Annotated in this window: 24 protein-coding genes; 16 read left to right on the top strand and 8 right to left on the bottom strand. The window is 37.4% G+C overall.

Annotated elements, in window-relative coordinates; translation table 11 throughout:
- Positions 1–2: 2 nt before the first annotated feature.
- Complete coding sequence (locus tag G4Z05_RS13320) at positions 3–437, bottom strand: MarR family winged helix-turn-helix transcriptional regulator (RefSeq protein WP_163252323.1); 435 nt, start codon at positions 435–437, stop codon at positions 3–5.
- A 385-nt stretch (positions 438–822) separates the two neighbouring features.
- Here G4Z05_RS13320 and G4Z05_RS16555 point away from each other — a divergent pair, with 385 nt between their 5' ends.
- Positions 823–996 carry a Fe3+ hydroxamate ABC transporter substrate-binding protein gene (locus tag G4Z05_RS16555; RefSeq protein WP_163252322.1) on the top strand — a complete coding sequence of 58 codons (174 nt, stop codon included), beginning with the start codon at positions 823–825 and terminating at the stop codon, positions 994–996.
- A gap of 78 nt (positions 997–1,074) precedes the next feature.
- On the opposite strand, the gene G4Z05_RS13310 is transcribed toward G4Z05_RS16555, so the two are convergent.
- The 3 genes from G4Z05_RS13310 to G4Z05_RS13300 form a co-directional block, all read right to left on the bottom strand.
- Positions 1,075–1,542, bottom strand: coding sequence for a low molecular weight protein-tyrosine-phosphatase (locus tag G4Z05_RS13310; RefSeq protein ID WP_163252321.1), 468 nt, complete (start codon positions 1,540–1,542; stop codon positions 1,075–1,077).
- A 167-nt stretch (positions 1,543–1,709) separates the two neighbouring features.
- Positions 1,710–2,330, bottom strand: a complete 621-nt coding sequence (locus tag G4Z05_RS13305; RefSeq protein ID WP_163252320.1) for a DUF3298 and DUF4163 domain-containing protein — start codon at positions 2,328–2,330, stop codon at positions 1,710–1,712.
- Positions 2,331–2,546: 216 nt separating this feature from the next.
- Positions 2,547–3,374, bottom strand: coding sequence for a GNAT family N-acetyltransferase (locus G4Z05_RS13300; protein ID WP_163252319.1), 828 nt, complete (start codon positions 3,372–3,374; stop codon positions 2,547–2,549).
- 400 nt (positions 3,375–3,774) lie between these two features.
- Here G4Z05_RS13300 and G4Z05_RS13295 point away from each other — a divergent pair, with 400 nt between their 5' ends.
- The 3 genes from G4Z05_RS13295 to G4Z05_RS13285 all read left to right on the top strand — a co-directional run bounded on the left by G4Z05_RS13295 (position 3,775) and on the right by G4Z05_RS13285 (position 5,962).
- Positions 3,775–4,728, top strand: a complete 954-nt coding sequence (locus tag G4Z05_RS13295; RefSeq protein ID WP_327989751.1) for a ribose-phosphate diphosphokinase — start codon at positions 3,775–3,777, stop codon at positions 4,726–4,728.
- 287 nt (positions 4,729–5,015) lie between these two features.
- Positions 5,016–5,237 carry a hypothetical protein gene (locus tag G4Z05_RS13290; protein ID WP_163252318.1) on the top strand — a complete coding sequence of 74 codons (222 nt, stop codon included), beginning with the start codon at positions 5,016–5,018 and terminating at the stop codon, positions 5,235–5,237.
- Positions 5,238–5,491: 254 nt separating this feature from the next.
- Positions 5,492–5,962, top strand: coding sequence for an SRPBCC family protein (locus G4Z05_RS13285; RefSeq protein WP_240465389.1), 471 nt, complete (start codon positions 5,492–5,494; stop codon positions 5,960–5,962).
- A 63-nt stretch (positions 5,963–6,025) separates the two neighbouring features.
- Here G4Z05_RS13285 and G4Z05_RS13280 read toward each other — a convergent pair whose 3' ends face one another.
- Both G4Z05_RS13280 and G4Z05_RS13275 read right to left on the bottom strand, forming a co-directional pair.
- The gene (locus tag G4Z05_RS13280; RefSeq protein ID WP_038535255.1) at positions 6,026–6,220 is read right to left on the bottom strand and encodes an alpha/beta-type small acid-soluble spore protein; all 195 of its coding nucleotides are present in this window, start codon (positions 6,218–6,220) and stop codon (positions 6,026–6,028) included.
- 93 nt (positions 6,221–6,313) lie between these two features.
- Entirely contained in the window at positions 6,314–7,450 is a 1,137-nt protein-coding gene (locus tag G4Z05_RS13275; RefSeq protein ID WP_163252316.1) for a CAP domain-containing protein, read from the bottom strand.
- A 213-nt stretch (positions 7,451–7,663) separates the two neighbouring features.
- Between G4Z05_RS13275 and G4Z05_RS13270 the strand changes: the two genes are divergently transcribed.
- Together G4Z05_RS13270 and G4Z05_RS13265 are read left to right on the top strand one after the other, a co-directional pair.
- Positions 7,664–7,810, top strand: coding sequence for a hypothetical protein (locus tag G4Z05_RS13270; protein WP_163252315.1), 147 nt, complete (start codon positions 7,664–7,666; stop codon positions 7,808–7,810).
- Between the two features lie 205 nt (positions 7,811–8,015).
- Positions 8,016–8,690 carry an NUDIX hydrolase gene (locus G4Z05_RS13265; RefSeq protein ID WP_163252314.1) on the top strand — a complete coding sequence of 225 codons (675 nt, stop codon included), beginning with the start codon at positions 8,016–8,018 and terminating at the stop codon, positions 8,688–8,690.
- Between the two features lie 49 nt (positions 8,691–8,739).
- Here G4Z05_RS13265 and G4Z05_RS13260 read toward each other — a convergent pair whose 3' ends face one another.
- Positions 8,740–9,633: a LysR family transcriptional regulator gene (locus G4Z05_RS13260; RefSeq protein WP_163252313.1), complete on the bottom strand. Its 894-nt coding sequence runs from the start codon at positions 9,631–9,633 to the stop codon at positions 8,740–8,742.
- A 232-nt stretch (positions 9,634–9,865) separates the two neighbouring features.
- On the opposite strand from G4Z05_RS13260, the gene G4Z05_RS13255 reads away from it, so the two are divergent.
- From G4Z05_RS13255 to G4Z05_RS13230, 6 genes are all read left to right on the top strand, one after another.
- On the top strand, positions 9,866–11,671 hold the full coding sequence (locus G4Z05_RS13255) for an assimilatory sulfite reductase (NADPH) flavoprotein subunit (protein ID WP_163252339.1): 1,806 nt from the start codon (positions 9,866–9,868) through the stop codon (positions 11,669–11,671).
- Positions 11,672–11,697: 26 nt separating this feature from the next.
- Complete coding sequence (gene cysI, locus G4Z05_RS13250; protein ID WP_163252312.1) at positions 11,698–13,416, top strand: assimilatory sulfite reductase (NADPH) hemoprotein subunit; 1,719 nt, start codon at positions 11,698–11,700, stop codon at positions 13,414–13,416.
- 252 nt (positions 13,417–13,668) lie between these two features.
- The gene (locus G4Z05_RS13245) at positions 13,669–14,733 is read left to right on the top strand and encodes an LLM class flavin-dependent oxidoreductase (RefSeq protein ID WP_163252311.1); all 1,065 of its coding nucleotides are present in this window, start codon (positions 13,669–13,671) and stop codon (positions 14,731–14,733) included.
- A gap of 216 nt (positions 14,734–14,949) precedes the next feature.
- Positions 14,950–15,936, top strand: a complete 987-nt coding sequence (locus G4Z05_RS13240; RefSeq protein WP_163252310.1) for a proline dehydrogenase family protein — start codon at positions 14,950–14,952, stop codon at positions 15,934–15,936.
- Positions 15,937–16,192: 256 nt separating this feature from the next.
- Positions 16,193–17,185, top strand: coding sequence for a VanW family protein (locus G4Z05_RS13235; protein ID WP_163252309.1), 993 nt, complete (start codon positions 16,193–16,195; stop codon positions 17,183–17,185).
- Between the two features lie 128 nt (positions 17,186–17,313).
- The gene (locus G4Z05_RS13230) at positions 17,314–17,700 is read left to right on the top strand and encodes a hypothetical protein (protein WP_163252308.1); all 387 of its coding nucleotides are present in this window, start codon (positions 17,314–17,316) and stop codon (positions 17,698–17,700) included.
- Positions 17,701–17,975: 275 nt separating this feature from the next.
- Here G4Z05_RS13230 and G4Z05_RS13225 read toward each other — a convergent pair whose 3' ends face one another.
- A complete protein-coding gene (locus G4Z05_RS13225; protein WP_163252307.1) occupies positions 17,976–18,869 on the bottom strand; it encodes a TetR/AcrR family transcriptional regulator in 894 nt (297 codons plus the stop codon).
- Positions 18,870–19,052: 183 nt separating this feature from the next.
- On the opposite strand from G4Z05_RS13225, the gene G4Z05_RS13220 reads away from it, so the two are divergent.
- The 4 genes from G4Z05_RS13220 (at position 19,053) to preA (ending at position 24,720) form a co-directional block, all read left to right on the top strand.
- Positions 19,053–20,585, top strand: a complete 1,533-nt coding sequence (locus G4Z05_RS13220) for a DHA2 family efflux MFS transporter permease subunit (RefSeq protein WP_163252306.1) — start codon at positions 19,053–19,055, stop codon at positions 20,583–20,585.
- A gap of 123 nt (positions 20,586–20,708) precedes the next feature.
- Positions 20,709–21,530 (top strand): uroporphyrinogen-III synthase, encoded by an 822-nt coding sequence (locus tag G4Z05_RS13215; protein ID WP_163252305.1) that lies wholly within the window; start codon positions 20,709–20,711, stop codon positions 21,528–21,530.
- A gap of 482 nt (positions 21,531–22,012) precedes the next feature.
- Entirely contained in the window at positions 22,013–23,383 is a 1,371-nt protein-coding gene (locus G4Z05_RS13210; RefSeq protein WP_163252304.1) for an NAD(P)-dependent oxidoreductase, read from the top strand.
- A gap of 50 nt (positions 23,384–23,433) precedes the next feature.
- Positions 23,434–24,720 (top strand): NAD-dependent dihydropyrimidine dehydrogenase subunit PreA, encoded by a 1,287-nt coding sequence (preA, locus tag G4Z05_RS13205; RefSeq protein ID WP_163252303.1) that lies wholly within the window; start codon positions 23,434–23,436, stop codon positions 24,718–24,720.
- Positions 24,721–24,726: the final 6 nt, after the last annotated feature.

Here is a 24,726-nt window from a genome sequence, read left to right as displayed (position 1 = left end):
TTTTATAATCTAACTCTCCTATTTAAATTTGTGCGCATTTTCTCCAGAATACGAAGTAAATGGATCCGCTCCTCTTCCGTTACACCTTCTAAAATTTCCATTTCAAAAGCGTCAATGGTAACGCGTGCCTCTAAATATTTTTCTTTTCCTAAAGGTGTAATGCGTAGATGTTTTCTTCGTTTGTCTTCTGCTGATGTTTCAACATCGATATAACCTGCGTTCGTTAAATCTTTAATAATTCTTGTCATATTCGGTTTTTCAAAGGTTAATCGTTTGGCAATCTCTGCTGCCGTAATATCAGGCTCATGAACAATGGTATAAAGCACCGACCATTCGGAACGTTGAATCCCATGATTCCGTAAAATCTCGCTTAGCTGTGTATCAAATGGTCGAATCGTAAAGGACAGGTCTTGAAAAATTTGTTGATGTTGCTTCACAGGTAACTCCTTTCTAAAAATAGTTATATTTGATAATTATTTTTGATAACTATTATAGTGTAAAACTGTAGATATTATATGTCAATAGGAAGGTGAGCATAAAATTCAGGATGAATAACACCATGAAAAATCCATTTATAAATGTCTTCTTTTCCAATACCCCAATCTACAGCATAATAGAATGTAAAAAAGACACCTGAAATCAGGTGTCCTTTAAACGGATTTTAAGGTGTAAAAGGCATTTAAAATAGGGTCTAGAACCTCATGAGAGATGATAGAAATGGTTCATCGTTTACGTCTTTCAACATTCATAATTAGTAGTTTATGGGAATTTTATGTAATTAGTTTATAATAAAAGAAAGAACATCGAATAGGAGAGATATTAATGTTTGGAGAGGAACCAAAGTGTACAAAATGTGGGAAGGAAATCCAGGGGAATGAGGTTGTTTTTATTAAAATGCGTTATCCAAAGCGTAAAGGTTTTACGGAAATAAAAGCGTTTCTCAAAAACGAAGGAAGTTTCATATGTGAAGATTGCTTCCATCAAAAAACAAACTGATTGGATGAAACGACTATGATTGAAAGCTGAATGGGAAACTTATCAAATTAAGTTTCCCATTTTATATAGAGTAGGAGTTTATATTAAGTTTTTTTCTTGACGAATTTTTTCTAGTAATGCCTTACATCCTTCTGAAACAAGTTGGTAGGTTTCTTGAAAATCTCCTGTGTAATAAGGATCAGGAACATCTTTCTTATGATCCGTCAAATCAAGTAGGCGAATCATTTGTGGACGTTTCGCTTTATTGGTGATCGCCGTAATATTTTTCATATTGCTTTCATCCATCCCAACGATATAATCAAATTTTTCAAAGTCTTCTTTTGTTAATTGACGACCGATTAATCCATCAGATGAGATGTTGTATTTTTTCAAAATCTCAAGTGTTCCCTTATGCGGGGGTGATCCAGTGTGCCAAGAACTCGTAGCAGCGGAATCGACGAAGATTTTGTCCGATAAATTTTCTTTTTTCACTAAGTCTCGAAACAATGCTTCCGCCATCGGTGAGCGACAAATATTACCGAGGCAAACAAATAATACATTGATCATATCGATCACTCCTTTTTGTCTAATCTCACGAATGGTTAAAAGACAGAGAGGACCCATATATGGTCCTCACCATTCCTTTCATGCACTTATACGAACAAATTCTAATTTAAATCTGGGTATTTGTCTATGATAAACCAATCAATTTTTGGAGTTAGCGAGCTATTGGATTAATTGTTTTCCGCCATGCGTCCGAGGGGGCCATCCTCGTTAATGATGTCTTGGATACTATATACAGAGATTGGGAACATGGGGAAACCATAAACATAGGGTGTTATTTCGTATAGTTGGAAATAGATAACAATGGTTTTGTCAGCGATATAAAAGTCTTGGTTTGGTTTGATGGTAGTGAAGGTATCAAGTAGTGGAACATCCCGTTCATTGATTTGTTGTTGGACCAAGCTGGATAGCCTTTCAATATAATTGCTACCTTGCTTAAATAGGTCTTTCAATTCACATTGTTTTCCTTTTTGTAGGTCAAACGTTAAAGATTTTATATAAGTCATTCCGTGTGCGGCATGATAATGATAGGTGTAATTTGAAAGTGTTAGGCTTAACACTTCACGCTGGTTATTTTTGATTTCATACGAACCTAACATTTCAACCACACTTGTTGGCATATTTCCCGCTTGTTTGTCGATCATCCATTGAGTTTGTTGAACAATTGCTTGGTTGATCATTTTTTCGAATTCTTTGTTTCGGAGGTTGTATACTTGGGGATATAATACCTTTTTATCCGTTCCCAGGCTGATCATTAATGGCCTGATACAGACAGGAAGCGTGATAGACATTGTTATCCATCCTTTTTCACTTAGTCTATTCTTGAAAATTTTAAGATGTGAATGGGAAAAATCGCTAGTTTGAAGGAAAGTGTGTGATCGTAGTGGGGGAAAGAATTGGTTTACATAAAAATGTTATGATGTGTGAACATACGTTTTTAATAGGATGATTGCCTCCTTAAAGCACCGGGATTTTTTTACATGACTCGGATGCTTTAAGGAAGGCTTTTATTTTAAATAGGTATAATAATCCTGTGAATGGTAAGTTCTAAATCCAACTGATTCATAAAGCCTTAGTGCATGAGCGTTTTTCGCTTCTACTTCTAAAAATACAGGCAGTCCTTTTTCTTGTTCCATTGCAACAACTTTGGAAAGGGCTTTTCTTCCAATTCCTATTCCTTGAAGTTCTGGAAACACAGCAAACCCATAAATCCAAGCTTCATCATTCACCTCGGAAACACGAATTTTTCCAGCTATTTTCCCTTCCACTTCAATGATGAATTTTTGTTCCGTGCTGTTTTCCGTCAATTCTTGATCAAATTTTCTTGCCTCTTCTTCTGCAAAACCAAAGCATAAAACTTCGAGTTGAATTTCCGCTTCCCGGTCATTATTTGTTAAAGATGGCCTGATGGTTACAGACGAATCTTCGAATAAATCCGTTTTCTGCCATTTCATTTGATATTCTGTAATCGTATAAGAGCAAGGAATGGTTTTTATAAACTCCTTGGCTGAAACAGACAAGGTAGGCGCATTTAACAAGATTCTTTTAAATCCTCGCTTTTTGGATTCCGCTAATCCCTTTTCTAGTAATGTAGAAAAAATCCCTCTTCTTCGATAATCCGGATGCACCATTCCACAAATCTCAACTTTATTGCCGAATCCATAGCAGCCGAGAAAACCGACAAGCTGGCCGTCTTCATAATGGAAGAAATCTTCTTTCACGTTTTCCGTTCGATTCTGTAGCATCCCATCATTTAATTTTAACTGAAATCCGCCATGATTCTCACAAAGTAATTGTAATGCTTTAATTTCTTTTAATTCTTTTTCGGACAGCATGGAAATCCTCCCGTATGAATCATTCCTTACAACCATTCTATTCTTGCTGAGGTAATTCCTGCTTGATCTAATAAATATGAATGAACGGAACAAACGAAAATTTGAAGCTGTCCTTATTAGGTTATTCGAAATCTTTTCAAAATGGTTATTTCATATACCCAATAGGATGCTTCATCTTTAACAGTACGGACAGTATAATGAATTTTATTAGTAAATGTTAAACATTTTACTATATTTTGACTATATCTTTGGATGGCCAAGGAATAAAAAGGTACACCTATCTTTAACGAATAAGTATGATTTTCGCATTTTTTAAGTTTTTATGTCAAAATAGAAGCAGCCACCACTATGTTGAGCAATCAAATCCAGTCAATCCATCAATTCACATATAGGGGGAAAAATAGTGACTTATTTTCTTAAACAAGATTTTAAAATGTTTACTTTGAATTCGAATTCAGAGCTTGCGAAGGAAATGGCGGAGTATTTAGGATGTGAGCTCGGGAAAAGCTCGGTTACACGATTTAGTGACGGAGAAATTCAAATTCATATCGATGATAGTGTGCGGGGCAGTGATGTATTTCTTGTTCAGTCTACTTCTGAACCTATAAATGAACATATCATGGAGCTACTCATCATGATTGATGCCTTAAAAAGGGCATCGGCAAAAAACATCAATGTTGTCATGCCTTATTTTAGCTACGCTCGCCAAGACCGAAAAGCTCGTTCCCGTGAACCAATTACCGCTAAATTAATTGCCAATCTTTTAGAAACTGCAGGGGCTTCTAGAGTCATTACATTGGACTTTCATGCGCCACAAGCTCAAGGATTTTTTGATATTCCTGTGGAACATTTAACAGGCATTCCTATTTTATCTTCCTATTTTAAGGATAAAGGGTTGGAAGATATCGTCATTGTCGCTCCACATAATGGCGGAGTCGTGAGAGCAAGAAAAATGGCTAGCCTATTAAATGCACCGATTGCCTTAATTGATCGACGCCGGCCGGAACATGATGAGTCTGAAATTATGAACATCATTGGTAATATTGACGGGAAAACTGCCATTATTATTGATGATTTGATCGATACGGCTACAACGATCACATCAGGGGCCAATGCCTTAATGGAGAGAGGGGCAAAAGCCGTCTATGCTTGCTGTACCCATCCTGTATTTTCAGGGGATGCGATTTCAAAAATTGAATCTTCTGTTATTAAGGAGTTAGTAGTGACGAACACGATTTTGCATCCTCAAGACAAGCTCATAGAAAAAATTACGACCTTATCAGTGGCTCCATTATTAGTGGAAGCAATCGATCGTGTACATAATCAAAAAGCGGTAAGTCCATTATTTGAGTAATCCATTTTTCCGCCCTTCCTGAATGAATGTCAAATCAGGAGGGCGTTTTTTTATCCAATAAAGATCCTCATTCGATTTCTCTTCCTACTTCTCAAAGCTTCCTTCCGAAAAGGCTATTTCAAGTGTAATATCTTGATTTTTTCTATATATCTTAAAAAATAACGTATATATTTTGCTCGGTGGAAACATTTAATAGGCAAAATAGTCATTTGGCTTCATCCGAATCATATATTGGTTTTAAGGGTACATGCTTTGTACTACATTTCAAATGAAAAAGGTGAGGTCAAATGTTTGCTGTCCATTTTCTTGAAAACAAAAATATCTTGCTTTGTCAGTTATTAAGACAAGTCCCGAAAGAAGGAGAAGAATTAAAAATTAAAGGAAGAAAAGCTAAAGTCAGTAGTGTAGATCCCATCGATGAAAAAACATTTCATGTACAAGTCACATTAGAGCCAATCAAAAAAACAAAAACCGTAGTAGCCGATACGTCCAAAAAGAAAAAGAGATAAAACCAGTTCTTCTCTTGCATGCTTTATCAAGTAGGGACAAGCAATTGATTTATTTGTAGCCGGGGGTAATTTATTATATTGTCTTCCAAAATCCGAGTAAGTAAAGAGGGGAAAATTTTTTTTACATTAACATTTCGAATGTCACGTGCTTCTAGCGCCTGACATTTTTTGTTTTCATGCTTTGACTTTAACATGAAGAACATTCATGAATAGACTGAATAACGAATTTTTCAACTGGGGGGAGTAGGGTGAAAATGGATTACCACCATACCATTCATTTACCGAGGAAATTGGTATGGAAATGGATAAAAGATGAAAAAGTACTTCAAAACGCCATTAATGGATGTAAAATTTTTACGAAAACATCGGAGGATGTTTATTATTGTGAATGGGATCTCCAATTTGGTCCAATCAAAGATGTATTTAGATTAGAAATAGAAATCATTCAGGAAAAAATGCCATCTTTTTATCGGCTTCAAGTTAATGGGAAAGGCAATCTAGGTGATATTCAGGCGGTCATTGATGTATTTTTGCGGGACCAACAAGGGACAACGAAAATCCATCTTCAAGCAGATCCCGTTTTAACAGGGACACTTGCTATTGTAGGCCAAAGAGTAGTAAATGGAGGAGCAGACAAAGCGATAACCAATTTTGTTGAAAGGTTAGAAAAGGAAATCAAAAAGGCGATTTTCCAGGCAAGAAGAGGGATTAATAAACGTTCGTAAAAAATTCTCTACTCAAAAAGCTGTCCCTTTACAATAAAGGGACAGCATATGAGAAATCACAGGTTACTGACCTTGTTGATTTCTTAATGCTTGTTCAGCATAGGCAACAAGACGTTTTGTCATCTCGCCACCAACTGAACCGTTAGCTCGTGCGGTCGTATCTGCACCAAGCTTCACTCCAAACTCATTGGCGATTTCCTCTTTCATTTGGTTCAGAACATTGCCTGCACCAGGAACCAAAAGTTTGTTTCTAGCCATGATACATCACTCCCGACGATTTTTTGAGCAATGAAAAAATTGCTCGTATATAATGTAACCAATTAGAAAAAACTAATGCATGCGCGAAACTCTTTAGTTCGCATAATAATTTTGTGTATAGTAGGGGTGTGATTCCTTATTAAAGGCGACTCCTACTCCTAAATATTCAAAATCCTTTTGCAAAATATTTTTTCGGTGCCCATAGGAGTTCATTAACCCTTCATGGGCAAAAATGCTACTAGACTGCCCATATGCCAAGTTTTCACCAGCTAGACGAAAGGTTACATCATCTTCCTTCATTCGGTCGAAAGGGGACTCTCCTTCGAGATTAGTATGATCAAAATACTGTTTTTCAGCCATATCTAAGCTATGTTTTCGTGCCGTTTCACTCACATGATCATCCCATATAAGAATGGGTAATTGATGTTGGACACGAGTAGCATTGGTTAAATCGAACATTTGGTACTCAAAACCAATCGTTAACTCTTGGCTAGCTTTGGTGTAAAAATCGCGTTTTTTTTGTTCTACACCCTTACTTATGATTTGCATAGCAGTAACTGTATTTCCCGCATATTTATCATAAAAAATCGTTACATAAGCTTCATCTAGTTCAAAAACATCATAATTTCTATCTTCTTGAAATTGATAAATCGTCATTCCTTTTTGGAGCCCTGATATGGGATTTCCAAGTACCTCTAATACCATTTCTTTTGAGGTTCCTATGTGAATACCATTTTTTGAAGCGATAAGATCCTGATTAGTATATAAACCAACCACCTTATTGTTGCTATCATACATTGCCATAAAGAAGTTATGAAAATCTTTATGATAAGCATGCCATTTCAATCCATATTCATTTCGTGTTACTCGTTTTGCAGGACCGGTTTGCTGCTCAACGATGGATTTATCGTAACCAAGTTCCATGTTATGAATCGAAAAGGTCTGCTCAGAAGGGACTTGTAATTCCGGTTTTTGTACGAGAGGTGATTCTTTCTGTATATCATTTGGCCATTCCACATGAATGTTTAACTGAGCCAGGAAGGATTGAATCGATTTAACAATTGGTTCAATGGCACTCAAAACCGTTGAGTTTTCGTCCCATTCATCTATTTGCGACTGAAACCGATCCATTGACTGGGCAAATTTATCATTATCGATCTTATTTTCAATGACAGGCCATAATATCGTTAATAGGAATAGGAATGCAATCCATTTGAGAGTCCGAATCATCATCTCACCTCCAAATCTAAAACCATTGTATCCCATTTAAGGCTATAAAATAAATATTTCTACAAACCACCTATACGGATTACCTTCACAAAAAAATTAAATAGTGATCGTATACTAGATGTATTTATAAAATAATAGTATTATGTAAACTTAAAATCAAGCCATGTAATAAATTAAACTCCATTACACATGCTAAAAATGGAGGTGAAGTATATGGAAAATACGAATAAACAAAAAAATAAGAACGAAGTAAAGCAATCAGACAATGAAGCAGTTATGGATAGAGTAAACCAAAGCTATGATAAAATTACTCAAGATGTGAAGGAAATGCTTAATGAAAGTAATAACCAATTGTCATAAAAAGAAATTAGTTAAATTTTTTTAAATGTTACAATGAATAGACCAATAACATTTTTTAAAAGATGTTTACTAAAAGTACACTGGGAGATCAGTGTGCTTTTTTGAGTGGTTGTATAATGACACATTTTTTTCATAATATAGAGGGAAATGATGAGTGGAAGTGGAATATTATGAAAGGAAGCCAATTTTGAAAGGTGGTTTACAAATGGCAGTGATTCCAAAACCTGCTTCCACAGTCGTTTTAATGGATGACTCTTCCAGTATCTATTTGACGAGGAGACCACAGTCCATGAAATTTATGGGCGGTTACTATGTATTCCCTGGAGGGGGAGTAGAAGAAGAAGATGTGATTCATGATACTGAATTTATTATCGATGAAAATATCGAACACTCATTTGAACGATCCCATTATATCGCAGCGGCTAGAGAATTATTTGAAGAAGCTGGTGTCCTCCTTTGCAAGCGGAAAGACGGGACGACAGTTGTATTAAGTGAAGATTCTATACAGGAGTACCGCCGCCGTCTCCTCAATGGTGAAATCTCTTTTTTACATATCTTAATGAAGGAAGAAATTTATCTTCATCTTGAAAGCTTAACGTATATTGGGCACATTATTACACCGAGCCTCTATAAAATTCGTTTTGATACACGTTTTTTTCTGGCGAGGTTACCCAAAGGCCAAACCCCAAAACCAGATACCCATGAAATTAGCGACACAATATGGCTCTCACCAGAAGAAGCACTATCAGCCTATGAATCTGATAAAATTTTGTTAGCACCTCCAACTATTCATGTATTAAAAACAATGGTCAATTACTTAAATGGTGGCCCTTTGAAAATGACAGAATTTAATGTTAGAGATTATAAGATCATTCTTTAAACGATAAATAGGATTTTTCTAAGTATTTGTCATCTTCTTATGAATGAATTCATCCTTCGTTCGGCCATTTGTTTAATAAGGCATTGATGAAGGTTTTCACATTTCGCTTATCTGACATCATGGGAGCATAAATATAGGATAGAGTTCTGGTAAATGATTGATTTTTTACTTTTATGATCGAAAGATTCCCATGCTGGACATCCCGTTCAATGACACTATAGGACAAGAGTGACAGTCCCATCCCATTGATCAGCATTTCTTTAATTCCTTGGTTACTACTGATAGTTAGCAGTGACTTTACTTTGAGACCATTTGACCGAATGACATGATTGAGGTATCCTCCAGTACCTGATCCACTTTCCCTACTTACCCATGACTGATTTTGTAGGTCAGCCATGGTCACTTCCTCTTTTTTAGCAAGTTCATGATGAGGGGATGATACAATAAACAATTCATCTTTCATAAAAGAATGAACACAGATCTCCTTATCATTTGTTTGTCCCTCAATTAAACCAACATCTACTTGATATAGCCGAACAGCCTTGACGATTTCCTCTGTATTCCCAATCATCACTTCGAGTTTCAATTCAGGATAGTGTTGCTGAAGGTCATAAAGGAGTGGAGGAAGGATATATTCGCCGATCGTAAAGCTAGCTCCAATCTTTAATTCTCCTTTAATGATGTGGTGGTGTTCCAAAATATCCTGTTTCGTTTGTTCGTAGATGGTCAGCATTTTTTTCGCACGCTCGTACAAAAGTTCGCCTGTTGGAGTAATCTGAAGAAATTTTGGTGAGCGCAAAAATAATTTTGTTTGAAATTCTGCTTCAAGGTTTTTTATATGTAAGCTCACACTTGGTTGTGACATAAGAAGCATTTCCGCTGTTTTTGTAAAATTTTTTACTTCTGCAAGAGTGACAAAAGTCTTTAATTCGTCGTAATTCAATGAATTCACGCCTTTTATTAGTTTTTTTAATAGTTATAATTATTAATATTTATTTTACTAATGAAAGAACTTTCGGTAAAGTTCAATTAGTAACAAATAATTAATTTTTTCAAGAAATAAAACAAATAAAACCGACTTGACTTATAGGAATAGTAAATCTATGATGATAGTAATCTATTTTTTGTGAAAATTTTTAAAGATAAACTACAACTTTGTGAGGTGGATGGATTTGGTGCAGCTTCAAGTGATCAACAGTCCGTTTAGTCAGGAACAAACGGAGCTCCTCAACCGTCTGATGCCAACTTTAACAGAAACTCAAAAAGTTTGGCTAAGTGGTTATCTAGCCGCATCAGCGACTACTCTCGTTCCAGGAACAAACGCAGTACAAAATACTTCTAATAGCGGATCAATTCAATCAAAAGAAGTAACGATATTATATGGTTCACAAACTGGTAATTCAAAAGGACTTGCCCAAAAAGCAGCTTCCACTCTTGAAGGAAACGGATTTCAAGTTTCTGTTTCTGCCATGAGTGATTTTAAACCAAACAATTTGAAAAAAGTAAAAAACCTACTGATCATTGCAAGTACCCATGGGGAAGGTGAGCCACCAGATAATGCACGTTCTTTCTATGAATTTTTGCATAGTAGACGTGCTCCAAAGCTAGATCACTTACAATTCTCCGTACTGGCTCTTGGTGATAGTTCCTACGAATTTTTCTGTCAGACGGGGAAAGACTTCGATAAACGTCTAGAAGACTTAGGAGGCACACGCCTTTATCCACGGTTTGACTGTGATGTTGATTATGATGTACCAGCCGCTGAATGGCTTCAAGGGGTACTTAGCAGTTTAAATGAATCACAGGGGGAAAGTGCTGCTCCTATTCCAATAGTAGCTACAACCACGGTGGAATCCACGTACTCAAGAAGCAACCCGTTTCGAGCAGAAGTACTTGAAAATTTAAATTTAAACGGACGTGGTTCCAATAAAGAAACACGACACTTGGAATTATCACTTGAAGGCTCTGGCTTACAATATGAACCAGGAGATAGCCTTGGTATATATCCGGAAAATGATCCTGTATTAGTTGAAGAACTGCTTCACGTCCTTCCGTGGGAGGCAGGAGAAACCGTGACGGTGAAAGATGGAGACTCCCGTACCCTTAAAGAGGCTTTAACGAGTTACTATGAAATAACGGTATTAACGAAAGGCCTTATCGAAAAAATTTCAAAGCTTTCTCACAATGAAGCCTTGAAGGATCTCGTATCACCAGGCAATGAGGAAAAATTAAAGGCCTATATGAATGGACGTGATCTTCTCGACTTGATTCGTGACTTTGGTTCATGGGGAGATTCTGCTCAAGAATTCGTTTCTGTGCTTCGAAAAATTCCACCACGGCTTTATTCGATTGCAAGCAGTTTGACAGCCAACCCAGATGAGGTTCATTTGACCATTGGGGCTGTTCGATATCATGCACATGGACGTGAACGAAAAGGAGTTTGTTCTATATTCGCGGCAGAGCGTTTAAAACCTGGGGATACAGTGCCTATATTTATTCAGCATAATGAAAACTTTAAACTTCCAGCGGATCCAGAGGCGCCGATTATTATGATTGGCCCAGGTACGGGTGTTGCACCATTTCGTTCATTTATGCAAGAGCGTGAAGAACAGGGGGCGGAAGGAAAGGCTTGGATGTTCTTCGGTGATCAGCATTTTGTGACAGATTTTCTTTACCAGACCGAATGGCAAAATTGGTTGAAAAACGGTGTGTTGACGAAAATGGATGTTGCTTTTTCTCGAGATCAGGAAGAAAAAGTATACGTGCAGCATCGCATGCTTGAGCATAGTAAAGAATTATTTACATGGCTTGAAGAAGGCGCATACGTATACATCTGTGGGGATGAGAAACATATGGCTCACGATGTTCATCAAACACTTCTTGAGATTATTGAAAAAGAAGGGAATTTGAGCCGTGAGCAGGCAGAAGAATATCTTTCCGCCATGCAGCAGCAAAAACGTTATCAGCGCGATGTATACTGATTTGGAAAGAGAGGAGTTTTTTCAACATGACGACAAAGCAAATTCTAAAGGCACCAGATGGCAAGCCAAGTGATGTCGAACGTATCAAAATTGAAAGTGATTACTTGCGTGGCACCCTCAAGGAAGCCATGGAAGACCGTTTAAGTGCCGGGATCCCTGATGATGATAACCGTCTCATGAAGCATCATGGTAGTTATTTGCAAGATGACCGCGATTTGCGGAATGAACGACAAAAGCAAAAATTAGAACCTGCCTACCAGTTTATGTTGCGTGTTCGAGCTCCAGGTGGAGTCGTGACTCCTGAACAATGGCTTGTTTTAGATGAACTTGCAACAAAAAACGCAAATGGCACCATCAAGTTAACAACACGCCAGTCGTTTCAATTTCATGGGATTTTAAAATGGAACATGAAACAAACGATTCAAGAAATCCATAAAACCTTGTTAACGACGCTTGCGGCTTGTGGAGATGTCAACAGAAATGTAATGTGCAACCCGAATCCATATCAATCCTATATACATGGTGAGGTTTATGAATGGGCGAAGTTGTTGAGTGAACATTTATTACCCCGCACAAGGGCCTATCATGAAATTTGGCTCGATGAAGAAAGAGTGGCAGGTACTCCAGAGGTAGAAGAAGAGCCATTATACGGACCAACATATTTGCCACGAAAATTTAAAATTGGAATTGCTGTACCACCATCGAATGATATAGATGTTTTCTCGCAAGACTTAGGTTTCATTGCCATCGTTGAAAACGATCAATTAATAGGTTTTAATGTAGCCATTGGCGGTGGTATGGGAAGCACCCATGGCGATAAAGCGACTTATCCTCAAGTAGCAAAAGTCATTGGTTTTTGTGCACCAGAGAAAATCGTGCAAGTCGCTGAAAAAACCATAGAGATCCAACGCGACTATGGAAATCGCTCCGTGCGTAAAAATGCACGATTCAAGTATACTGTTGACCGGCTCGGACTTGAAAACGTGAAGGAAGAGTTAGAGTCTCGTCTTGGATGGAAATTGGAAGAAGCCAAACCCTATCATTTTGAACATAATGGTGATCGATATGGCTGGGTGGAAGGACCTGGCGGTAAATGGCATTATACATTATTTATTGAAAATGGTCGTGTAAAGGATTTTCCAGATTATAAACTGAAAACAGCATTAAGGGAGCTTGCAAAAGTTCATACGGGTGATTTTCGTTTAACCCCAAATCAAAACCTAATCATTGCCAATGTTTCAAGCGAGAAAAAGGATCAAATGGATGAACTAATGAAACAATACGGTTTATCCGATGGAGCACACCATACCGCCCTTCGTAGAAATTCAATGGCCTGTGTGGCTCTTCCAACCTGTGGTTTAGCATTTGCAGAAAGTGAACGATATCTCCCTACACTTATTGATAAAATTGAAGAAATTATTAATGAAAATGGCTTGCGTGATCAGGAAATTACGATTCGAATGACAGGATGTCCGAATGGTTGTGCGCGTCCGGCCCTAGCGGAAATTGCCTTAATCGGGAAAGCGGTAGGCAGATACAACTTGTACCTTGGTGGTGCTTTCGACGGCTCCCGTCTGAATAAATTGTACCGTGAAAACATCGGAGAAGGAGAAATCTTAAACGAACTTCGTGTTCTACTAAGCCGTTATGCAAAAGAACGGAACGAAGGTGAGCATTTTGGTGACTTTGTCATTCGGGCTGGAATCGTTAAGGCTGTAACAGACGGAACAAATTTTCATGACTAAAGGTAAAAGGCATCGGTATTCTAATTAGAAACCGATGCTTTTTTCTTTGTTGTTAAAATCCTACGATGAAATAGTTGTTCCGGAAAGGAAGTTATGGCGACTTTTCCCTAATATTTTTGGCAGATTTTTGGATTCCTCATCATTATAAGAATTTCAACTTCAAACATTTCGAAACACTTGAATTTATTTAAAATTAACGTGAAAATAGGTACATAGTGTGATAGTAATTACCCATCAAGGAGGGATTTCATTGTGGAAATAGGGATAAGTACATTTGTTGAAACAACGCCAGATGTTCAGACCGGCAAAGTGATAAGTCATGCCCAGCGTTTACGTGAGGTAGTTGAGGAGATTATACTGGCGGATCAGGTTGGTCTTGATGTTTTCGGTGTCGGTGAGCACCATCGAGAAGATTTCGCTGCCTCATCACCTGCTGTTGTTCTAGCGGCTGCTGCATCTCAAACAAAAAAGATACGCTTAACAAGTGCTGTGACCGTCCTTTCATCTGCAGATCCTGTCAGGGTGTTTCAGGATTTTGCTACCTTAGATGGAATTTCAAATGGTAGGGCTGAGATTATGGCAGGACGGGGCTCGTTTATCGAATCATTTCCACTGTTTGGGTATGATTTAAAGGATTATGATCAACTTTTTGAAGAAAAACTGGATCTGTTGTTACAACTCACTCAGTCGGAAAAAGTGAATTGGAAAGGAAAATTCCGTCCAGCTATTCACAATTTAGGGGTGTATCCACGACCGGTTCAAAATCCTTTACCAGTATGGATTGGAAGCGGTGGTAATGCTCAATCTGTCGTCCGTGCTGGCCTGCTCGGACTGCCGCTTGTTCTTGCGATCATTGGAGGAAGCCCTAGACACTTTGCTCCACTTGTTAAACTTTATAAAAAAACGTCCGCAAAAGCCGGTCATGATCCATCCAAGCTTTCTGTAGCTTCTCATTCTCATGGTTTCATAGCAGAGGACACACAGACAGCTGCGGATAAATTTTTCCCTCCTACTCAGTATGTCATGAATGTCTTGGGTCGAGAACGGGGCTGGGGGTATTATGATCGTTCAACATTTGATCAGGCAAGAAGTTTGGAAGGCGCCCTTTATGTAGGGGATCCTGATACAGTCGCTGAAAAAATTATTCACCTTCGAAAACATGTTGGCATCACACGTTTTATGCTACATGTACCTGTTGGCACCATGCCACATGAAGATGTGATGAACGCCATAAGATTATTGGGAACAGAAGTAGCACCAAGGGTTCGGGAAGAAGTATCAAAGTGGGAGAAAGAAGAACATTCATTTATGGAATAGGGAGGAATCTAAACCATTCCTCCCTTCTTTTGTATAACTTACTTTAAACAAAAGAGTAGAATACATAGTGAAAAAGTATTGGAGAAAAATAAAATAGATAGGGGTGTGTATAGAAAGATCTTTTTATTTCATTTAGAATATTCCAAAAAAAATATTTTTTGAAAGCGTATGCTATAATGTAATTATTGATACTATTCTAACAGTAAGGAGCAAATCATGATGCTGAAAGATTTCTTTATGGCTTTATCTCAAAATCAACTTCTGAATAGTGCTGCTAAAAAATATGGGCTAAAATTAGGAGCTCAAAGTGTTGTTGCTGGAACCAATATTGATGAAGCAATTAAAAGTATCAAAGAACTTAATGCCCATGGAATTTCTTGTACAGTTGATAATTTAGGTGAGTTTGTTTATAAAGAAGAAGAAGCTAATGAGGCCAAAGAGCAAATTCTAAAAGTCATTGAGGCGATTCATGCCAATAATGCAGATGCACATATTTCATTAAAACCTACTCAATTAGGCCTTGATATCGACTATTCATTTTGCTTGAATAATATTCGCGAAATTGTTCATAAAGCTAGTCAATATAATATGTTTGTCAATATAGACATGGAAGACTTCAAACATTTGCAGCCAACGTTTGACCTTCTGGATGAATTATCTATGGAATACGACAATGTTGGTACCGTTATTCAAGCTTATTTCCATAAAGCTCAAGAATGGCTTGAAAAATATCAAAATTATCGCATTCGTCTAGTAAAAGGAGCTTATAAAGAGCCAGCTGAAATCGCTTACCAGGATAAAAAAGATATTGATGCTAATTACATTAAGCTTATTGAATGGCATTTACTAAATGGGAAATTTACTTCTATCGCTACACATGACCATCGAATTATTAACCATGTTAAGCAATTCGTGAAAAAGCATAATATTCCAAATGATAAGTTTGAATTCCAAATGCTTTACGGTTTTAGAAAAGATATGCAATTACAATTAGCCAAAGAAGGGTATAACTTCTGTACGTATGTACCATTTGGAAATGACTGGTATGGTTATTTCATGCGTCGTCTTGCAGAACGACCACAAAACTTGAATCTTGTAGTAAAGCAAGTATTTAACAAGAAAACAAATACGATCCTAGGCGTAGCAGCAGGTGCATTTATTCTGGGACGTTTAACAAAAGATCAAAAGAAAAAACGAAAATAATATCATTTAGCTCCTTCTCCCCCATATAAATATGGGGGATTTTTCTTTTTTCTATTCCATAAAATTGGTAAAATTTCAATAGATTCATAATTATTGTAACAATTTCCAATTCCAAACAGTCTTTATTAAAAGAATGAAGAATCATTCTTAATTGTAAGTCATATGGTTAAACTTCCACGAATAAGATAGTTGGTGGAGTTATTCATAACCATTTCAAGAAATACACTTGTATAGGAGTTAGAGGAGAAGTTGAGGAATGGGAAAAAGAAAATGCGTATTCGCGATTTTATTAATGGCAAGCTTCGTTCTTATGACAGGATGTACTGAAAAAACGGCAAATGATCCAATAGCTAATAAGACTAAACCAACCCATCATCAAAAGCAAACAACAGAAAAATCTTCAAAAAAAGAAGAACCTAAGCAGATGGAGGTAAAAGTCATTGACCCTAGAACAAAGAGCATTGTTAGAACGATTCATCCTTCAGAAATGGGATTTCATACGGACAAAGAAAAATATAGAAAGGAATTAGAAAACTGGGCGAAGGAACTGGCTAGAGGTACAGAAACAACTCCAGGTATTGATCAGAGAATGGTTCTTGATCGAATTGATGAAAATGGCCAAATTATTAAAGGTAAGCCACAAGTAATTCTGAAGGAATCGGAATTAGTCGAGAAAGTAATGGAGGCATCTGTAAATGGTGGAGAGGTGGAACTTCCTATTTATGTAACGGAAAGTGAATATAAGCCCGAAGACATTCCTCATTTAGATGACGTTGTCCTTGCTTCTTTTTCTACTTATTTTAATAGCGGGGTCGTGGGACGATCCAAAAATATTGAACTATCGGCTCAAGCAATCAATAACGTAATTGTTGGGGTAAATGATATTTTTTCCTTTAATACAATGGTAGGGCCGGGAACAGCCGAAAACGGATATCAGCCAGCAAAGGAAATTATTAATAAAAAATTAGTTGATGGCATTGGTGGAGGAATTTGTCAAACTTCATCCACATTATTTAATTCCATTGATCAATTAGGGGTTAAATATATTGAATGGCATAATCATTCCTTATCCATTGGATATGTCCCAGCAGGACGTGATGCCACAGTAGCATATGGGGTAAAAGATTTCCGTTTCCAAAATACGACAGGTGTTCCACTATTAATAAAAACGATATATGGAAAAGGCAAACTCACCGTAGAAATCAGAACATCAGCAGAATATCAAGCACTTTACGCGAAAAGTCATTGACATAAAGACTATGATCCTCAGGATCATAGTCTTTTTTTTATTAGCCATTAGGGTTTTTGAAAAAATTTGAAACAATTTGGCTATCTTTTCCGTCTTATATATAGGACCAGTTTGAAGGAGGCGGGCCTATGGAGCAAATAAGGAAAACGATTTTTATTTTAATGATTTTCATGGTAATGGGATTTTGTTTATACCTTAATCACATTGGGCCTGTACTCCACCAAGAAGGAAATCCAATTGCTTTCCTTGTTTCTACATTAAAATTGAAATTATCCAGCTCTGAATATGTCCTATTAGCTAAGACCGAAAAACGTAGACGATATTTATCTCAAATCAAAGGGAACCGTGAATATGAAGTAGTGAAAGACTTCATGATTTCAAAAGGCTGGGAATATAAAGAGCAAATGGGATCAGGCTTAATTTTTTCAAAAAACGGAGAAGACGCAGTTGTAGAAGTAAGACAATATTCCAACGATTATTTCATATGGGAAATCCAAAAAGCATTTTTTAATTAAGTACATAGAAAAGCGAAAGCCCCCTGGTTAGCGGCGTATGGCTTCCTCCCAAAAGCTAACGCTTTCGGTCGTGCGATGTTAATGCTGCCGAAGCCTTCCTTGTGGTGTTCCCCAACTGAGATAAAGGAAACACGAAGAGCTGAAGGCGATTCGATGTTGACTTATCGTAGGGAGGAGACTGAAGGCTTCTCGCCGCTAGGGTGCTGGAGCTAGACAAATCTCCAAGTTTATACTATACTTTCTCATCTAAATAAGGAAACCCCCACTTTAGGGGGTTAGTCCTTTATCAGCTTAAAATATTCTTCTAATAATTGTTCTAATCGGGTAAGATTCTTCCTCCATTCATCTTCATGTTCGGTTTTTAAAGAAAGAATGGCACTTTCAATTAAAAATTGCCGTGGACTTTTCGTACCAAATAACTCTTCTTCAATAAATTCCAAAAGTTCTTTCGCTTTCATATGGTTTTTATCTGAGCCGATATTATTTTTAAGTAAAAATATGATATGTTGTATCTTTTTATTTAAATCATAGTGTTGTTTTTTACAATTGGGAAACCAACTTTCTACAAGCTCTGGTTGAAGTAATTGTTCTTTATTTTCTGATAGGTCCTCAACCATATTTACTAACCGATTTACTGAATAACGAACAATTCGACTAATATTGGCACTTGATTCATTGTATATACGATTAAATTTTATGTTTTCACGAAGAATTCCCATGAACATAATCGCACAGTCTAATAAATAAGGTTTCTTACTCTCACCAAATATGTCAATCAAACGATGATAGATCCATTGAATATTTCTTAACTTTCCTTGTTCAAGAAATTTTTTTATTTCCGTATCTTTAGAAACCATGACTTCTTCAAAGAGAGGAATTAATCGGTTTTTTCGATTCGTTATTAATTGCATTTCAATTTGTTTAATAAAAATTTCGATATCAGATCGATCTTGACCAATAAGGAGTTCATCCCTCATTTTTTCTAAATCTTTATAAATCGTTTTGAAAATGGCCATTAATAATTCATTTTTGGAAGAAAAATAATTATAAAATGTCCCTTTTGAGATACCACTATAATCCAAGATATCTTGAATAGACGTTGCCTGAAATCCTTTATTAATAAATAATTCATGAGCCATCTTGACTACATGTTGCTTGCGATCATTCATTTAATCACCTTGTTTTTCATTTGTACTATCGGTATAAAAATATAGTATCTTAAATTTTCAGGCAAGACAAACCTTTATTTATTGAAGATTTTTCTATTGCAAATATTGAACAGCGGGTATATTATAGGAAAGTATGTAACAGGGGTATAAAAAATTGAACAATAAGTTTAAGGAGGAATTTAAATGGGGAATTCTATAAAAGAAACCAAACGCCCGCCTTACGGAATTATCGCCGTACTAATGGTCGGGGCTTTTATTGCGTTTTTAAATAATACGTTACTAAATATTGCATTACCATCTATTATGAAGGACCTAGATATTGATGCTTCTACAGTTCAATGGATGACGACCGGTTTTATGTTGGTAAACGGAATTTTAATCCCTGCGACCGCTTATTTAATTCAAAAATATTCTGTTCGGCATATCTTTTTGGCCGCTATGGGATTATTTACTTTTGGTACGATCTTAGCCGGATTTGCTCATGCTTTCCCACTTCTATTAACAGGCAGGATGATTCAAGCAGCGGGTTCTGCGATCATGATGCCGCTATTAATGAATGTCATGCTTGTTAGTTTCTCTGTTGAGCGAAGAGGAGCAGCTATGGGGGTATTCGGTCTTATCTTAATGGCTGCACCTGCCATTGGTCCTACTTTGTCAGGTTGGATTATTGAGCATTATGACTGGAGAATGTTGTTCCATTTCGTTACCCCAATTGCCGCTGCTGTGGTAATTATTGGCTTTTTCTTATTGAAAGATAAAAAAGAAAAAGTAAACATCCATTTAGATGTACTTTCACTACTATTATCAAGTGTTGGTTTTGGTGGCATTCTTTATGGATTTAGTTCTGCGGGTAATAAAGGATGGGATAGTCCTTATGTTTACGGAACGATTATCATCGGTACTATCTCTTTAATCGTATTTATCTTAAGACAGCTAAAACAAGAACAACCATTATTAAACTTTCGCATTTATAGATACCCTATGTTTGCTTTATCATCCGCCATTGCGATGGTTGTAAATATGGCCATGTTTTCAGGTATGCTTTTGCTCCCAATTTATGTCCAAACAATCCGTGGTATTACCCCTATGGATGCAGGGTTAATGCTATTGCCAGGGGCATTAGTTATGGCCATTATGTCACCAATTACAGGTAAAATTTTTGATAAAATTGGCGCCCGTCCATTAGCTCTTACTGGTTTAACCATTATGACTGTGACGACATACTTCTTTAGTAAATTATCTATGGATACTAGTTATGCGTACTTGGTGACCCTTCATGCAATCCGCATGTTTGGAATGTCTATGGTTATGATGCCAGTTTCAACAAACGGGTTAAACCAATTACCGGCACGCTTTTATCCACACGGTACAGCCATGAATAATACTTTAAACCAAGTTGCAGGTGCAATTGGAACAGCGCTATTAGTAACAATTATGTCTAATCGGACAGAATCCGAAGCAAAGGCTCTTGGTGAAGAAGCAATGAGACACATGACAGAACAACCGACACCGGAAGTAATAGCTCAAATGAAGCAACAAATTGCCATGAAAGCTATGTTAGAAGGAATCAACTATTCATTCTTAATTTCAACCTTTATCGCTGCTGTTGCCATTGTTTTAGCCATCTTTATTAAACGGGCAAAACAAGCAGAAGACCCTGGTGAAATGAAACCAGCTGCGAAAAATGTAACAACAGCAAAGTTAGCACAGAATTAGAGAAGTAGAGGCGGATTGGAACGCCTCTATTTTTTTATGTAAAAATAATGAGGAAGGGGCTTTCAAATCACAATGGAAATGGTAGGATTAGGACGAAAGAATGGATAAAGTGAGGGATGATGAATGCATAAAAGGTTAGCTGGGAAAAAAATAGCCATTTGCGGTTCCCGTAAAATAGAGGAAATTAGCCAATTGATAGAAAATCAGGGTGGTATCCCTCTTCATCGACCTTTACAAGGCACAGTGTTTTTAGCTGAGAAGGAAGTAGAGCCTGACTTAGTTCAATTTGTTGAACAGGGGGCAGATTGGGTAGTATTCACTACCGGAATGGGCACAGAAAAACTTGTAGAATTAGCAGAGAACTTAGGTCTAAAGGAATTGTTTTTAAAAAGAGTTTTCGAAACGAAGATAGCAGCAAGGGGATATAAAACATTAGCTACCTTAAAGAAATTAGGGATTGTGCCTACTGCGGTTTCTGAAGATGGGACAACTAAGGGATTCTCTCAAACACTTGGAAATGTTGATTTTACGAATTGTAAAGTCATGATTCAGCTACATGGGGAAGAAGCTCCTGTACTTACTCAATTTTTCAAAAGTAAAGGAGCAAAGGTTCAAAAAATTCTTCCATATCGCCACATTGAACCGAAAGAGGAAATAGTGGAGTCATTGTTGGAAGAGGTATTGCAAAGCAACTGTGATGCCATCTGTTTTACAACAGCAACTCAAGTTCATTCCTTATATAACTATGCACGAAAAAAAGGGATTCATCAGGAGATTAGTGAAATTTTTCATCGTCAAACGGTAGTGGCAGCAGCTGTTGGAAAGGTAACGGCAGAGGCGTTAAAAGAAGAGGGGGTAGAAAATATCATTGTTCCTGATCTTGAAAGAATGGGAGCGATGATTATAGAACTAGCTAAGTTTTATCAAAAGGAATACAAAAAATAGTAGTTTTCAGATTTATAAATATTATTAACTAAACAGTCATTAATCAACAAATTTCAAGGAATTTGTCGAAAATTTTTTTTGCTCTCCATATCTGCTAAATATAACCACAATTCCTTTCATATAAAGATATTCATAGAATTATAGACAAAACATCATTTGATAAAAAAATAGTGAGATCTTTCAAGATCTCGCTATTTTTTTACATATTTTTTTAAAAGTGTATGGTAAATTTATAAATAATTCAGAAATGAAAATACCACATAGACTATTTTTTATTACTTTTTACATAATGGTTAATTTATTGGTTTGATGATTTTACAGGTTGTCAGGTGCTCATCTACCTATGACGCTGTAAAATAGATTTAAATGCAGAATTTTCTGTTAATAAATCTTGAAAAGGAGGTTTTGTTTAAGTATTCATTTTATGAAGCGCTTTCAATAGATGGATCTAATTTACTTTTAATATAAAAGGAGGGTTTTTATTGGCTAATGAAAAAAACCTACGAATCTCATTAACCGACCTTAAAAAGAATTTTCAAGAGGTCGAGCCTGGTCTAACAAACCGGGAAGCATTAGAAGAAGCGAATCGTTGCCTCTATTGTTATGATGCCCCCTGTATCAAGGCCTGTCCAACAGGCATCGATATTCCTACTTTTATTAAAAAAATTGCCTCAGGAAACTTGCTAGGATCTGCAAAAACCATTCTGTCATCTAACCCCGTCGGTGCAAGCTGTGCAAGGGTTTGTCCGACAGAAGAGCTTTGCGAAGGAGCTTGTGTCCTTAACCATTCTACCAAACCAATCATGATTGGCCATTTGCAAAGATATGCCACAGATTGGGCAATCCAACATGAAAAAACACTATTTGAACCAGGACCATCTAATGGTAAAACGGTAGCAGTAATCGGCGGTGGGCCGGCAGGGTTATCTGCTGCGAGAGAGCTTGCCAGATTAGGCTATGATGTCACCATTTTCGAAGCAGCCGAAAAGGCTGGAGGATTAAATACTTATGGAATCGTGTCTTTCAGGTTGCCACAACAAATTGCCTTATGGGAAGTGGAACAAGTTAAGAAACTAAATGTAAAAATTCGAACCAATACAGTTGTCGGAAAGGACATACCAGTTCAAGAATTGTTAGATGGTTTTGACCGAATCGTTTTGGCAGCCGGTATGGGTCATGTTCCTAACCTAGGCATTGAAGGAGAGGAACTTGAAGGGGTTTATGATGCCATTGATTTTGTGAAGTCCACTAAAGAACGCCCATTATCGTTTGATTTTATTGGCAAGCGAGTGGCTGTGATCGGTGCCGGTAATACCGCGATTGACGGTGCAACGTGTTCAGTTCGATTGGGAGCGGAAAACGTAAAAATTTTATATCGGCGAACGGCCGAAGAAATGACAGCATATGACTTTGAATATGAATTTGCTAAACAAGATGGAGTAGAATTCCGCTGGTTAACGGCACCAAAAAGAATTATCGGTGATGAAAATGGTAAAGTGACTGGAATTGAGTGTTTAAAAATGAAGTTAGGTGAACCTGATGCAGATGGTCGCCGTCGTCCAGTTCCAATAAAAGGTTCAGAGCATATTATTCCAGTTGATGTGGTAATTAAAGCCATCGGACAAACAAGACATTTATCATTAATCGAACAGCTTGGTCTTGAACATGATGGAGGCGTGGTAAAGGTAGATAAGGAAACCAAGCAAACATCCAATCCAAAAGTGTTCGCTTGTGGTGACATCATTTTTGGTAAAGGTAAAGGGGAGGCGATGGTTGTAACGGCAGCACAGCAAGGAAAAGAGGTTGCTTATGCCATTCATAAGCAATATTCAGCTGTTGGAACGGTGAACTAAAAGGATGAAACTTAATAAATAAAAAAGATATTGGAGAAGGGGGAAATGGAATGGCTGATTTACGAATTAATCTAGCAGGTATTCAATCACCAAACCCATTTTGGCTTGCATCCGCACCACCGACAAACTCTGGTTACCAGGTTCAGCGTGCTTTTGAAGCAGGCTGGGGAGGAGCTGTGTGGAAAACACTAGGGGACCCAATTTTGAATGTAAGTTCCCGTTTTGCAGCATTAAGTTTTAACGGTCAAAGAGTCGCTGGTTTTAATAACATTGAACTGATTTCTGACCGCCCATTGGACGTGAACTTAAAAGAAATTTATGAAACGAAAAAGAAATTTCCTAACCATGCCATCATTGCTTCACTTATGGTCGAACCAAAGCAGGAAAAATGGCATGAAATTGTTAAGCGGGTGGAGGACGTAGGAGTAGATGGCCTTGAATTAAACTTTGGTTGCCCACATGGAATGGCTGAACGGGGAATGGGTGCGGCATCTGGTCAGGTGCCTGCATTAGTAGAGAAACAAACATATTGGGTGAAAGAGGTTGCGAAAACTCCTGTTATTGTCAAATTAACCCCCAATATCACCGATATTACAGCAACTGCGGAAGCGGCTTGTAATGGTGGGGCAGATGCGATCAGTTTGATAAATACAATCAACTCGCTGATGGGTGTCGACTTAGATACTTGGAACACAATTCCACATGTGGCTGGAAAAGGGGCTCACGGAGGTTATTGTGGTCCGGCAGTCAAGCCGATTGCTCTAAATATGGTGGCCGAATGTGCAAGACACCCGAATGTCAATGTTCCTATCTCTGGAATTGGTGGAATTTCCAATTGGAAGGATGCGGTTGAATTCATGCTAATGGGTGCTACGGGTGTTCAAGTGTGCACCGCTGCTATGCATCATGGTTTCAGGATCGTCGAGGATATGATTGAAGGGCTAAGCAATTATTTGGACAGTAAAGGTATTGTTTCCGTTTCAGACATTGTTGGCAAATCCGTTCCAAAATATTCAGATTGGGGCGATTTGGACCTTAATTATAATATTGTTGCTAGGATTAATACGGATGTCTGTATTAACTGTAATAAATGTCATATTGCCTGTGAAGATACCTCCCATCAGTGTATTGATATGCTGACAGACGCAAATGGAAAAAGCTATCTGAAAGTCCGAGAAGAAGATTGTGTTGGATGTAATTTATGTTCGATTGTTTGTCCTGTGGATGGTGCCATCGACATGATTGAAGTGCCGAGGGAACTACCTCCAATGACATGGAATGAGCGACAAGCTGCCCTAAACGGTTCATTGACATGCAATGTAGACGTAACAAATTAATGGTTA

Origin of the sequence: Neobacillus thermocopriae, from assembly GCF_010975035.1 — a bacterium.
Lineage (GTDB): Bacteria > Bacillota > Bacilli > Bacillales > Cytobacillaceae > Neobacillus > Neobacillus thermocopriae.
The sequence above is the reverse complement of the archived record's forward strand: the minus strand, read 5'-3'. Positions and strand labels throughout refer to the sequence as shown.